The 12,392-nt window shown below is 69.2% G+C and carries 10 protein-coding genes; 7 read left to right on the top strand and 3 right to left on the bottom strand.

Going from position 1 to position 12,392, the window contains the following annotated elements; all coding sequences use genetic code 11:
* Positions 1 to 13: 13 nt before the first annotated feature.
* Complete coding sequence (locus tag MLE42_RS09315; RefSeq protein ID WP_243287609.1) at positions 14 to 781, top strand: SDR family NAD(P)-dependent oxidoreductase; 768 nt, start codon at positions 14 to 16, stop codon at positions 779 to 781.
* A gap of 66 nt (positions 782 to 847) precedes the next feature.
* Here the strand turns inward: MLE42_RS09315 and MLE42_RS09310 are convergent, their stop codons facing one another.
* On the bottom strand, positions 848 to 1,960 hold the full coding sequence (locus MLE42_RS09310) for an MFS transporter (RefSeq protein WP_243287608.1): 1,113 nt from the start codon (positions 1,958 to 1,960) through the stop codon (positions 848 to 850).
* 29 nt (positions 1,961 to 1,989) lie between these two features.
* The gene (locus tag MLE42_RS09305; RefSeq protein ID WP_243287607.1) at positions 1,990 to 3,189 is read right to left on the bottom strand and encodes an MFS transporter; all 1,200 of its coding nucleotides are present in this window, start codon (positions 3,187 to 3,189) and stop codon (positions 1,990 to 1,992) included.
* Positions 3,190 to 3,244: 55 nt separating this feature from the next.
* Between MLE42_RS09305 and MLE42_RS09300 the strand changes: the two genes are divergently transcribed.
* Together MLE42_RS09300 and MLE42_RS09295 are read left to right on the top strand one after the other, a co-directional pair.
* Positions 3,245 to 4,768: an acyl-CoA carboxylase subunit beta gene (locus MLE42_RS09300; protein ID WP_243287606.1), complete on the top strand. Its 1,524-nt coding sequence runs from the start codon at positions 3,245 to 3,247 to the stop codon at positions 4,766 to 4,768.
* Positions 4,769 to 4,823: 55 nt separating this feature from the next.
* Entirely contained in the window at positions 4,824 to 5,345 is a 522-nt protein-coding gene (locus MLE42_RS09295; protein WP_243287605.1) for a DinB family protein, read from the top strand.
* A gap of 4 nt (positions 5,346 to 5,349) precedes the next feature.
* On the opposite strand, the gene MLE42_RS09290 is transcribed toward MLE42_RS09295, so the two are convergent.
* On the bottom strand, positions 5,350 to 6,192 hold the full coding sequence (locus MLE42_RS09290) for an RMD1 family protein (RefSeq protein WP_243287604.1): 843 nt from the start codon (positions 6,190 to 6,192) through the stop codon (positions 5,350 to 5,352).
* A 237-nt stretch (positions 6,193 to 6,429) separates the two neighbouring features.
* Between MLE42_RS09290 and MLE42_RS09285 the strand changes: the two genes are divergently transcribed.
* The 4 genes from MLE42_RS09285 to MLE42_RS09270 all read left to right on the top strand — a co-directional run bounded on the left by MLE42_RS09285 (position 6,430) and on the right by MLE42_RS09270 (position 12,324).
* Positions 6,430 to 7,989, top strand: a complete 1,560-nt coding sequence (locus MLE42_RS09285) for a methyl-accepting chemotaxis protein (RefSeq protein WP_243287603.1) — start codon at positions 6,430 to 6,432, stop codon at positions 7,987 to 7,989.
* A gap of 218 nt (positions 7,990 to 8,207) precedes the next feature.
* Positions 8,208 to 8,801, top strand: a complete 594-nt coding sequence (locus MLE42_RS09280; RefSeq protein WP_243287602.1) for a YceI family protein — start codon at positions 8,208 to 8,210, stop codon at positions 8,799 to 8,801.
* Positions 8,802 to 8,895: 94 nt separating this feature from the next.
* Complete coding sequence (locus tag MLE42_RS09275; RefSeq protein ID WP_243287601.1) at positions 8,896 to 9,591, top strand: alpha/beta hydrolase; 696 nt, start codon at positions 8,896 to 8,898, stop codon at positions 9,589 to 9,591.
* Positions 9,592 to 9,678: 87 nt separating this feature from the next.
* The gene (locus MLE42_RS09270) at positions 9,679 to 12,324 is read left to right on the top strand and encodes a zinc-dependent metalloprotease (RefSeq protein ID WP_243287600.1); all 2,646 of its coding nucleotides are present in this window, start codon (positions 9,679 to 9,681) and stop codon (positions 12,322 to 12,324) included.
* Positions 12,325 to 12,392: the final 68 nt, after the last annotated feature.

The raw sequence follows: 12,392 nt of genomic DNA, 5'->3' as shown, positions 1-12,392 counted from the left end.
CACAGGAGACCCCATGCGCCCCGAGCACCCCATCGTCCTCATCACCGGTGCGTCCAGCGGCTTCGGGGAAGCCATGGCGCGGACCCTGGCCGCGGAAGGCTGCCACCTGGCCCTGGGCGCCCGCCGCGTGGAGCGTGTCCAGGCCCTGGCGGATGAACTCAGGAAGGCCCACGGCGTGAAGGTCTTCGCCGGGGCGGTGGATACGCGGCACACCGCCAGCGTGGACACCTTCGTGACGGAAGCCGTGAAGGACCTGGGAGCGCTCCATGTGATCGTGGCCAACGCGGGCTTAGCCAGCGGGACCTTCAAGATGTGGGAGACGCCGGACGAGGACCTGGAGGCCATGGTCCGCACCAACATCGAGGGCGTGGTGAAGACCGTCCGCGCCGCCCTGCCGCACGTTCGGAAGGCCGGCTGGGGCCACGTCTTCTTCATCGGTTCCGTGGCGGGCCACCAGGCTTATGAAGGCGGCAGCGTCTACTGCGCCACCAAGTTCGGCGTGAAGGCCATGGCCCAGAGCCTCCGCCTGGAAGTGAACGGCGAGCAGATCCGCGTGACCTCCGTGGATCCCGGCATGGCCGAGACCGAGTTCTCCAACGTGCGCCTCAAGGACGATGACAAGGCCGCGGCCGTCTACCAGGGGGTCAAGCCCCTTTCGGCCCAGGACGTGGCCGAGTGCGTGCGCTGGACCCTCATGCTGCCCGACCACGTGAACATCGACCAGATGATCGTCAAGTGCGTGGACCAGGCCGCCGCCCACAAGGTGCATCGCCACGCCTGATCCGGATCCGAAGAGCCACGGATCTCCGTTCGTGCCCTTCGTGGAGCCCCTTTCGATGGAGCGGGCTCAGTGCCGGCTGAGTCGCATCGCCATGGGCAGGGAGGCCAGCACGGCGACGGCGCCCAGGGCCCAGCCCATGCGGTAGCCGTAGCCGCCGATGATCCAGCCCAGGCTGAAGCTGCCGAGGCCGATGCCCGAGTCGAAGGCGAAGAGCAGGGCGCCGAAGGCCGCGCCCCGGCGCTTGGGATCGGCCGTCTCCAGCAGCTTTGCATTGAGGAGGGTGTGCACCATGCTGTAGCCCGCCCCGTACAGCACGGCCGAGGCGATGTGGCGGGCCGTGCCGCCGGGCAGCGCGGCCAGCAGGATCATGCCGGCCAGGGCGCCCGCCAGCATGGCCGGCAGCTTGCGGATGGGGCGCCTCCCGAAGCCGCGCCGCAGCATGGCGATGCGCATGAGCACCATGCCCACGGCCATGAAGGAGAGGAAGGCGGAGGGCAGGGACATGCCCAGGGCCAGTGCCTCCTGGGCCGTGTAGCTCCCCAGCGCGCCGTAGCCCAGGGCCACGCAGAAGAGCACGAGGCTGGGGCCGAGCGCCGATGCGTCCGGCCACTGGAACCCCTCGGGCCGGCGGTGGGGCTGATCCTTCGGCAGGGTGGTGCCCAGGGCGGCCAGGGCCAGGAACATCACGGCCAGGTACCAGCCGATGGGCGCGAAACCCCAGTGCTGGTGGATCCACAGGCCCAGCAGCGGTCCCACGATGACCCCGCCCGGGCTGGCGAGGCCGTAGAGGCTGAGGCCATCCGCCCGCCGGTCTTCCGGCAGGACGTGGGAGAGCGAGGCCATGGTGGCCGTCAGCAGGCCCGACCACACGACGCCGTGGGGGAAGGCCAGCAGGTAGAAGCCGCCGCGCACCGGCATCACGGCGTAGGCGCCCAGGAAGAGCGCGTAGAGGGAGGCGGAGAGGACGATCAGGCGGCGATGGCCCACACGGTCGCCCAGGGGGCCCGTGAAGAGCGCGCCCAGGGCGCTTCCCGCAGTGAAGAGGCTCATGAACCGGCCGCTTTCCGCCAGGCTGGCCCCGAGGGCGCGCAGGCGCAGCGGCACCGTGGGGAAGAGCTGGAAGGCCGCAAAGAAGGTCACGAACGTGATGGCCCAGACGAGGGCGAACTGCCGCGTCATCAGACGCGGCCGAGGGCTCGAAAGATCCGTCATCCATCCACGATGACAGAGGGCGCGGACAGGGATGTCACGGCCGGTCTGCGGACCACGCGGTGCGCCACGGGGATGCACAGGGCGATCAACCCGGCGCCGATGGCCCAGCCCCAGCGGAAGCCGGCGCGCTGCATCACCCAGCCCAGGCCCAGGGCGCCGAGGGCGGTGGTGGCGTCGAACGCGAAGAAGAAGGCACCGGTCGCCGCGCCCCGGCGGTGGGGCGGCGTGGTCTCCATCACGTGGGTGAGCATGAGGGTGTGCACCATGCCGTACCCGGCGCCGTAGACAAGACCCGAGGACAGGTGCCGGACCAGGCCCCCTGGCAGCAGCGCGAGCAGCCCGTAGCCCAGGGCGGTGAGCGCGGCCATCCAGGGCAGCAGCGCCACCGGCCGCCGGCCCATGCCCGTCAGCGCCAGCAGGCCGCGCATGGCCATCATCCCGAGGGCGAAGCAGGTCAGGAAGGCGGATGGCCAGGCCATTCCCAGGGCCTTCGCCTCCTGGGCGCTGTAGGGCGGCATGGGGCCGAAGCTCAGGCCCACCAGCCCCATGACCGCCACCGCCCCCCACACGCTGCGGTCCGGCCACTGGAACAGGCCCACGGACTCGATCTCGCGGGACTCCTCGCGGGGCAGGAAGCCGATCAGCAGGTGCAGCGCCACGAAGACGCCCGCCAGCAGGACCAGCATCCAGGAGAAGCCCAGGTGGGGCATCAGCCAGAGCCCCACCAGTGGGCCCACCGCCACGCCGCCAGGGCCCGTCAGGCCGAAGATCGACAGGCCCTGGGCCCGGTGCGCCAGGGGCAGGATGCCGCCGACCTTCGCCACGGAGGCGGTGCGCAGGGCCGACCAGAGCAGGCCGTGCAGCGGCGCCAGCAGGTAGAACACCCAGCGGACCCGCAGCAGGGCGTAGATGAGGAGGATGCCCACCACCGCCAGCGTGGCCACCCGCAGCACGCGGCGCGGCCCCAGCCGGTCGCCCAGGGGGCCCGTCACCAGCGCGCCGAAGCCCGAACCCAGCATGAAGGCCGTCTGGAATCGTCCGCTCTCCGCCAGGCTGGCGCCGAACTCCCGGAGGCGCAGGGGCACCACGGGAAACAGCTGGTAGCCGGCGGCGAACACCAGGAAGTAGAACGTGCAGACCACGAAAAAAGGCACCGTCAGGAACCCGGTTTGCCGCGACTCGTCTGCGTCTTGCATCCCTCCAGGATCGCATGCCGCCCCGCTATGCTGAAGGATCCATTCCGAGGCCCCCATGCAGCTGGATCAGTTCCATACGGAAGTCGACCGCATCAAGAAGGGCGGTGCGCCCAAGGCCCATGAGAAGAACACCGAGGCCGGGAAGCTCTTCGCCCGCGAGCGCATCCGCCTGCTGGTGGACGAAGGCAGCTTCGTGGAGGACGGCCTCTTCGCCAACGCGCTGCACAAGGATCTGCCGGCCGACGGCGTGATCACGGGCACGGCCACGGTGGACGGCCGTCCGGTGGCGCTCATGGCCAACGACAGCACCATCAAGGCCGGATCATGGGGCGCCCGCACGGTGGAGAAGATCATCCGCATCCAGGAAGTGGCGATGCGCATGAAGATCCCCATGCTCTACCTGGTGGACAGCGCCGGGGCCCGCATCACGGACCAGCTCGACATGTTCCCTGGCCGCCGCCATGCCGGCACCATCTTCCACATGGAGGTGGCGCTCTCGGGCCTGGTGCCCCAGGTCTGCCTGCTCTTCGGGCCCTCGGCCGCCGGTGGCGCCTACATCCCCGCCTTCTGCGACGTGGTGATGATGGTGGAAGGGAACGCCAGCATGTACCTGGGCTCGCCCCGCATGGCGGAGATGGTCATCGGCGAGAAGATCAGCCTGGAGGACCTGGGCGGCGCCCGCATGCACTGCGCCGTGAGCGGCTGCGGCGACTTCCTCTGCAAGACGGAGCAGGAGGCCATCGCGCTCTGCCGCCAGTACCTCTCGTACTTCCCCCAGCACTGCGAGGACGCGCTGCCCCAGGCCACGCCCAAGGGTGTCTCCGTGAAGGCCAAGGACCTGCAGACGCTGGTGCCCAAGGACATCAACTCGCCCTTCCAGATGAAGGACTTCATCGAGGGCCTGGTGGACGAGGGCAGTTTCCTGGAGGTGAAGAAGCTCTTCGCGGGCGAGATCATCACCGGCCTGGCCCGCCTCGACGGCAAGCCCGTGGGCATCCTGGCGAACCAGCCCCGGGTGAAGGGCGGGGTGCTCTTCGTGGACAGCGCCGACAAGGCCACGCGGTTCATGACGCTGTGCGACGCCTTCGGCATCCCCCTCGTGTTCCTCAGCGACGTGCCGGGCTTCATGATCGGCAGCGCCGTGGAGAAGCAGGGCATCATCCGCCACGGCGCCAAGATGATCAGCGCCATGGCCTCCTGCAGCACGCCGCGCATCTGCGTGGTGGTGCGCAAGGCCTATGGAGCAGGCCTCTACGCCATGAGCGGGCCGGGCTTCGATCCCGACGCCACCCTCGCCCTGCCCACGGCCAGCATCGCCGTCATGGGTGCCGAGGCCGCGGTGAACGCCGTCTTCGCCAACAAGATCGCCGAGAAGCCGGAGGAAGAGCGCGCCGCCTATGTCCAGCAGCTCCGCGACGAGTACAACGAGGACATCAATCTGAAGAAGCTGGGCGCCGATCTCCACGTGGACGCCATCGTGGACCCGGCCGAACTGCGCCACGAGCTCATCACCCGCCTGGCCCGCGCCCGCAGGCGCGAGGTCTGGCCCGCCAAGCGTCGCGGCGTGACGCCCGTCTGACCCTCTTTTCGCGCCGGTTTGCGCTATGCTTCCGGGGATCTTTCCGGAGGCCCGCATGTTCCGTCGCGTGGACGATTTCAAGACCATCTGGCAGCAGGAGGCGGAGAAGACCCTGGCGGTCTTCGAGGCCATCCCGGATGCCGCGGCCCACCAGGCCGTGGATGAGCAGCACCGGGACCTGCGGCGCATGGCCTGGCACCTGGTGGAGACCATCCTGGAGCTGCCCCAGAACCTGGGCCTGAAGGTGAAGGGTCCCGTGGGGCTGGGGCCCGACGGCTTCATCGCCACGCCGCCGCCGCCCACCATGGCCGAGATCATCGACACCTACCGCGCCGTGAGCGACTCCCTGCTCGATCACATGGGCAGCTGGAGCAACACGGAGCTGGGGCGGAATTTCACGCTCTACGGGGAGACCTGGACCGGCGCCTTCGCGCTCTACGTGCTCGTGAGCCACCAGGCCCACCACCGGGGCCAGATGACGGTCCTCATGCGCCAGGCCGGTCTCCACGTGCCCAGCATCTACGGACCGACGAAGGATGGCTGGGCCCAGTTCGGGATGTCGGCGCCGAAGGTGTAGGCCTTCACTTCAGGGGGAACTCCTTCCAGACGAAGAGGACCACCTCCACCAGGATGAGCACGATGATGATCCACTCCAGCCGCTGGTCCTTGCGGTGGGCCAGCACGTCCAGCACGGTGGCGCCGGCGTCCTGGAGGTAGGCCACCTTCTGGTTCACGGCGGACAGACGCTCCTCCAGGTCGAACTGGTCGAAGAGGGCTCCGTCCAGGTGCGCCAGCGCCTCGCTCTCCCAGGTCTCCGGCGGATCGTCGAAGAGGGTGAGGGTGTCCAGCACCGCCGCGCGCACCGCCATGGCGAAGCCGACGGTCCGCAGCAGCTCCTTCTGGCCGGGCACCAGGCGTCCTTCCTCGCGCAGGGCCGTCACCACGGGGCCGAACCGGGCCATGGCCTGGCTCACCTCGGCCTCGACCGAATCGAGGGCGACGCTCTGGGCCAGGGCCAGGGAGATGATCTTGAGCTTGTCCAGGGTCAGCTCGCGCAGCCAGACCTCGGCGAAGTCCACCCGGTCGGCCTCGGCGCCCAGCCGGACGCGCAGGTCGTCCCGGGCTGCCTCGACCCGGGCCCCGGTGCCCGGCAGCTCCGTCAGGTCGTGGAGCAGGGACGCCACCACCGCGGGAGAGGCGTTCCAGAGCACGGCGGCGCCGAAGCGCGCGAGGTAGACCCAGGTTCCCGTCTCCGGCTCCAGCACCAGGGGGTTGGTGGACAGCACCCGGTAGTGGGGGTAGCGGGCGCAGAAGGCGCGGTAGTCGATCTGGCCCTGGAAGTACTCGGCGCGAAGCAGCACCTCCTCGGCTGCCATTCCAGGGGGCCGGAGGGCATGCCGGAGTGCCAGAGCATCCGAATCCATGGCCCCACTGTAGGCGACCCCGGTCTGGGCGAGTATCCGGTCAAGGACTGACCGGGTGGATAGATATTGATCTTGCGCCGGCCACCTCCACGCAAAAGTTAAGATGACCCATGCCTCGTGTTTCGATCATTTGATCCATCTGCAGTTAATTGGCCCTCCTGTTGCTAGGTAGTACCGGTACGCGCTTTCCAACATCATTCCGCGACGATCCCGGAGGGGCCCCCGGTGTTCAAGAACATGACGATCAGATGGAAGCTGAACCTGCTCATCGGGCTGATCATCCTCAGCCTCGGCGTGGTCGGGGTCATGTCGCTCCTCCACAGCCGGAAGCTGGCGGACATGATCACGGTCATGGTCGACAAGGACCTGGCGCTGCTCATCGATCTCGACCGGATCCACGCCGAGGGGCTCCAGATGGGGCAGGCGACGCGCAACGTCCTGATCGATCCCTCGGATCTCAAGGCGAAGCAGAACTACGACGAGGCCTTCCGGAATTCGGTGGAGGCCCTGGATCGCGCCGGGCGCGAGGCGCCGGAGGAGCTGCGGGGGCGGCTGAAGGCCGTCACGACCCTCTGGGCCGAAGATCATGCCCTCCAGGTCGAAGTCCAGGCCGCGGCCACGGAGGGCCGGAAGGAGGCCGCCACCGCGCTGCTGGTCCAGAAGGAGAAGCCGAAGTGGCGGGAGGCCAAGGGGCTCCTGCTCCTCCTCATCGCGGAGCACCAGAAGACCTTCGCCGCGAAGAAGGAGGCGGGCCTCGCCGGAATGGCGAGGGACCGGGGCTTCCTGGTGGCCACGCTGGGCCTGGCGGGCCTCGCGTTCATCCTCCTCGCCATGGTCATCGCCCACAGCATCACGAAGCCGCTGCGGGAGGGCCTGGCCGTGGCCAACCAGCTCGCCCAGGGCGACCTGCGGCTGAAGATCGGGGCGACGAGCACCGACGAGGCCGGCCAGCTGCTCGCCGCCATGAAGAAGATGGTGGAGAACATGAACCGGGTGGTGGTCCAGATCAAGGGCGCCGCGAACAACGTCGCGGCGGGCAGCCAGCAGATCTCGACCGGCTCGGAGCACCTGTCCAGCGGCACCTCCCAGCAGGCCGCCTCGGCGGAGGAGGCCGCCTCCTCCGTGGAGGAGATGAACGCCACCATCCGGCAGAACGCGGACAACGCCACCCAGACGGAGCGCATGGCGATCAAGTCCGCGGAGGACGCCCGGAAGAGCGGCGGCGCCGTGGCGGAGGCCGTGGCCGCCATGAAGGACATCGCCGCCCGGATCGAGATCATCGACGACATCGCCTGGCAGACGAACCTCCTGGCGCTCAACGCGGCCATCGAGGCGGCGCGGGCGGGAGAGCACGGGAAGGGCTTCGCCGTGGTGGCTTCCGAGGTCCGGAAGCTGGCTGAGCGGAGCCAGACCGCGGCGGGCGAGATCGGGGAGCTGTCGGGCACCAGCGTCGAGGTGGCGGAACGGGCAGGCCGCATGCTGACCCGGCTGGTGCCCGACATCCAGAAGACGGCGGAACTGGTCCAGGAGATCAGCGCCGCCTCCCGCGAACAGGCCACCGGGGCGGGGCAGATCAACGGCGCCATCCAGCAGCTCAGCCAGGTGATCCAGCAGAACGCCGGGGCGGCGGAGGAGATGTCCTCCACCGCCGAAGAACTTTCCGCGCAGGCGGAGCAGCTCCAGTCCACCATCGCCTTCTTCCGCGTCGAAGGGCAGGACCCGGGAGGCTCCTGGGCCGCCCGGCCGGAGCGACCCAGGACCGTCCTGCCCGAGTCCATCCAGGAGGAACCGGCCTGAGGCCGGACTCGAGCTCCCGGCCCGGCAAGGCTCAGAGCGCCCAACCCCCGTGTCACCCCGCTAGCCGGGGCCGCGGGGGTCGGGTGCTATTACTATATATGTTGTAAATAAATAAGTTTACGCAACAAAAAGAGGAGAACGTTAAAAAAGGTGTTGCAACTTCATTGGAAGCGCCTAGACTGAATTGCATGGTGAAACACCTAATCTCTGGAGGTTCCATGCGACACCCCTTCCGCACCCTGCTCGCCACCTTCGCCCTGGCGGCCGTGCCCGCCCTGGCCGGTCAGGACACCTACAAGATCGACCCCGTCCACAGCGAGGTGAGCTTCAAGGTCAGCCACCTGCTCGCCAAGGTCAGCGGCCGCTTCACGAAGTTCGAAGGCACCATCCAGGTGGACACCGCCGACATCAGCAAGTCCAGCGTGGATGTCACCATCGACGCCGCCAGCCTGACCACGGACAACGAGGCCCGGGACAAGCACCTCAAGTCCCCCGACTTCTTCGACGTGGCGAAGTACCCCACCATCACCTTCAAGAGCACGGCGGTGAAGGAAGTGGCCAAGGGCAAGCTGGAGATCACCGGCGACTTCACCCTGCACGGCGTGACCAAGCGGATCACCTTCCCCATCACCAACGCGGGGACCCAGCCCGGCATGACGCCCGGCAGCGTGGTGGCAGGCTTCATCGACGGCGCCCTCAGCCTCAACCGGAACGAGTACGGCATCAAGACCTTCCCTGGCGTCATCGGCGAGACCGTCGCCGTCAGCCTGAACGCCGAAGCCGGCAAGGTCGCTCCGGCCGCCAAGAAGTAATCCCGCCGGACCTGTGGTTCGCACCTGCCTCCGGCCGTTCCCTGGGCGACCGGAGGCTTCCACATTCTGGAGTGGCCCATTTCTGGAGGCACCCATGGCTCCATCCATACGATCCTTCAGTGAGTTGCGGCAGGACGCCTCGTCGGGTCTGGCCTTCCGCGTGAGGTTGCCGCAGCCCGCCCATCCCCGGGCCCTCGTGGTGCTCCTGCACGGTGTGGGGGGCCGGGAGACGGACCTCGCCGACCTCGCGGCCGGCGTGGGCCCGGACACCCTGGTGGTGCTGGTCCGCAGCCGCCTCCAGCTTGGACCCGACCAGTTCGGCTGGTTCCGCGTGGCGTTCACCGCGGAGGGCCCGAAGATCGCCGCGGGCGAAGCCGAGGACAGCCGCCACGCGCTCATCCGGCTCGTCGACCGCCTGCAGGCCGACCACGGCGTGGAGGCTCGCCGGACCGTCCTCGCCGGCTTCAGCCAGGGCGGCATCCTGAGCGCCAGCGTGGCCCTCAGCGCGCCCGAGCGCGTGGGGGGCTTCGCCATCCTCTCGGGCCGCATCCTCCCGGAGCTCGAGCCCCGCATCGCCAAGCGGGAGTGGCTGGCGCACCTGCGCGCCTTCATCAGCCACGGCGAGCAGGACCCCACGCTGCCCGTGGCCTGGGCCCAGCGGTCAGACCAGTGGCTGGCCGACCTCGGCATCCCCCACATCACGCGGATGTATCGCGCCGGCCACACCCTGAGCCCCGAGATGCGGGCCGATGTCCTCGCCTGGATCGGCGGGCTGGCCGGAGCCGCTTGAAGGGCCCCCCGGCATCGGAAAATCCCTAAACGGGGATGAGGATGTCCGCGTATGGTATGGCACATGTCTCCTTGGAGGAGGGTCCGTATGTGCCATCATCCGCGCCTCGCCGCGCTCCTGCCCCTGGTCTGCCTGAGCCTCGCCGCTCAGGCCCCTTCGAACGGTGCCAAGGCTCCGGTGGGGGCGGCCGCCACGCCTGCCACGTCTGCGGCGGCCCCGGCGCCCGGGGCCCTGAAGCCCTTCGCCGAGGTCATCAAGGACGCCAAGGAGCAGAAGGGTTTCTTCACGCTCTGGACCAAGGACGAGAAGGTCTGGATCGAGGTGAAGCCCGAGCAGCTGGACGCGCCCTTTTTCCTCGCGATCAGCAGCACCCGCGGCCTGGGGGAGCGCGGCCTCTACGGCGGCATGATGGATGCCAGCTACCTCGCCAGCTTCCGCCGCGTGGGGAATTCCCTCCAGCTGCTGGCGAAGAACACGACCTTCACCGCGCCCGAGGGCTCGGCGGCGGCGCGGGCCGTGGCGGAGGGCTTCACCGACAGCCTGCTCTCCAGCGCGCCGGTGCTCAGCCAGCCCCATCCCGAGCGGAAGTCCTTCCTGGTGGAGGCCAACGCCCTCCTGCTGAAGGACATCCCCATGGGCGCCACCCGGCTGGAGGCGGCCTTCCGGCAGCCCTACGGCTTCGATGCCGCCAACAGCTTCTTCGAGAAGGTCCGCGGCACCGAAGACCAGGCCGCCTTCCGGATCCAGGCCCACTACTCCCTGGCGCGCGTGATCCTGCCGCCGCCGCAGATGCCGGGCGCCCCGCCCATGCCCTTCACGCCGCCCCCGGCCACCCTGGAGGACATCCGCAGCCTGTTCCTGGGCTGGCATGTCTCCTTCGCCAAGCTGCCGGACCAGCCCATGACCCCGCGCCTGGCGGATGACCGGCTGGGCTACTTCGCCACCACCCGCTGGGACTTCGGCGACGACACCAGGGTGGATCCCAAGGTGCACTACATCCACCGCTGGCGCCTCGAGAAGAAGGACCCCGCCGCCCCGCTCTCCGAACCGAAGCAGCCCATCGTGTTCTGGCTGGACCGGAACATCCCCGAGAAGTACCGCCCGGCCGTCACGGCGGGGGTGCTGGCCTGGAACAAGGCCTTCGAGGAGCAGGGCTTCAAGGACGCCATCCAGGTCAAGGTGCAGCCCGCCGACGCGGACTGGGACACCCACGACGCCCGGCACGCCTCCCTGCGCTGGCTTACGGGCACGGACATCGGCTTCGCCATCGGGCCCAGCCAGGTGGATCCCCGCAGCGGCGAGATCCTGGACGCGGACATCGGCATCGGCGAGGTCTGGGCCCGTGGCACCCGCACGGATGCCCGGGAGACCCTGCCGCCCCGGGCCCAGGAGCCCTTCCTCTTCCGGCGCGACCAGGACCTCTGCACCTACGCGGCCGAGGCCCAGCAGGAAATGGGCTTCGCCCTGGACCTCCTGGAGACCCGCGGCGAGATCGCCCCGGGGAGCCCCGAGGAGGACGCCTATGTGGCCGCGGTGCTCAAGGATGTGATCACGCACGAGGTGGGCCACACCCTGGGCCTGCGCCACAACTTCCGGGCCTCGACCATCTACTCCCTGGACCAGGTCTCGGATCCGGAGTTCACCAAGTCCCACGGCCTGACCGGGTCCGTCATGGACTACAACGCCCTGAACCTGGCGCTCAAGGGCCAGCGCCAGGGCGAGTACGTGATGAGCACCCTGGGCCCCTACGACCACTGGGTCATCGAGTACGGCTACAAGCCGCTGGCCCCCGCGGAGGAGAAGGCGGCCCTCGCCAAGATCGCCGCGCGCAGCTCCGAGCCCCAGCTGGCCTACGGCACGGATGAGGAGGCGCTGGGCTTCATGGGCCTCGAGGGCATGGACCCGGAGGTGAACCGCCGGGACCTGGGTTCGGATCCGCTGGCCTTCTACCAGAAGCGCCTGAGCCTCTCCAAGGAGCTCTGGGACCGCCTGCAGGCCAAGACCTTCCAGGACGGCGAGGAATACCAGCCCCTGCGCCGGGGCCTGCTCCGGGCCCTGGGGCAGGTGGGCCTCTCGGCCAACCTCAGCGCCAAGTACATCGGCGGCGTGGTGCACCTGCGCGACCACGCTGGCACCGGCCGGGCGCCCATCACGCCCGTCCCCGCCGCCCGCCAGCGCCAGGCCCTGAAGCTGCTGGAGACGGGGATCTTCTCCGTCGACGCCTTCCGCTTCAAGCCCGAGTTCCTCTCGCGGCTCACCACGGACCGCTTCGGAGGTCCCGTGAACGCCGATCCCTCGCCCGCCCAGTGGGTGCTGCGGACCCAGACCCAAGTGCTGGCCCAGCTCTTCCAGCCCGCCGTGGCCCAGCGCATCCTGGACGCGCCGGACAAGCTGGCGGATCCCAAGGGGGCCTTCCGCCTGTCCGAGCTCTACGATGCCCTCCAGGGCGCCATCTGGACCGAGCTCAAGAGTGGTCGCGAGGTCTCGGTGATGCGGCGCAACCTGCAGCGGGAGCACCTGCGCCAGCTCAGCGCCCAGGTGCTGAAGGCCAATCCCCTCACGCCTGCGGACGCCCGGGCCCTGGCCCGGGAGGCCCTGCGCACCCTGCAGCCCGCCCTCAAGTCCGCGCCCTTGAAGCCCGGCTTCAGCAAGGAGACCAAGGCCCACTTCGCCGACTGCCTCGCCATCGTCGACGAGAGTCTGAAGGCCAGCCTGCAGCGCATGACGCTCTGAACCACCCGCAGGACATCCGGCGCCCCGGGAATCGTTTTCTGGGGCGCCGCTGCGTTCGGGAAGCAGGC

The organism is Geothrix terrae, from assembly GCF_022808775.1.
Lineage (GTDB): Bacteria > Acidobacteriota > Holophagae > Holophagales > Holophagaceae > Geothrix > Geothrix terrae.
The sequence above is the reverse complement of the archived record's forward strand: the minus strand, read 5'-3'. Positions and strand labels throughout refer to the sequence as shown.

Excerpts from the sequence above, each read along its gene's own strand:
- MLE42_RS09315 (WP_243287609.1), top strand. The coding sequence starts at position 14 with ATGCGCCCCGAGCACCCCATCGTCCTCATCACCGGTGCGTCCAGCGGC.
- MLE42_RS09310 (WP_243287608.1), bottom strand. The coding sequence starts at position 1,960 with ATGACGCGGCAGTTCGCCCTCGTCTGGGCCATCACGTTCGTGACCTTC.
- MLE42_RS09305 (WP_243287607.1), bottom strand. The coding sequence starts at position 3,189 with ATGCAAGACGCAGACGAGTCGCGGCAAACCGGGTTCCTGACGGTGCCT.
- MLE42_RS09300 (WP_243287606.1), top strand. The coding sequence starts at position 3,245 with ATGCAGCTGGATCAGTTCCATACGGAAGTCGACCGCATCAAGAAGGGC.
- MLE42_RS09295 (WP_243287605.1), top strand. The coding sequence starts at position 4,824 with ATGTTCCGTCGCGTGGACGATTTCAAGACCATCTGGCAGCAGGAGGCG.
- MLE42_RS09290 (WP_243287604.1), bottom strand. The coding sequence starts at position 6,192 with ATGGATTCGGATGCTCTGGCACTCCGGCATGCCCTCCGGCCCCCTGGA.
- MLE42_RS09285 (WP_243287603.1), top strand. The coding sequence starts at position 6,430 with ATGACGATCAGATGGAAGCTGAACCTGCTCATCGGGCTGATCATCCTC.
- MLE42_RS09280 (WP_243287602.1), top strand. The coding sequence starts at position 8,208 with ATGCGACACCCCTTCCGCACCCTGCTCGCCACCTTCGCCCTGGCGGCC.
- MLE42_RS09275 (WP_243287601.1), top strand. The coding sequence starts at position 8,896 with ATGGCTCCATCCATACGATCCTTCAGTGAGTTGCGGCAGGACGCCTCG.
- MLE42_RS09270 (WP_243287600.1), top strand. The coding sequence starts at position 9,679 with ATGTGCCATCATCCGCGCCTCGCCGCGCTCCTGCCCCTGGTCTGCCTG.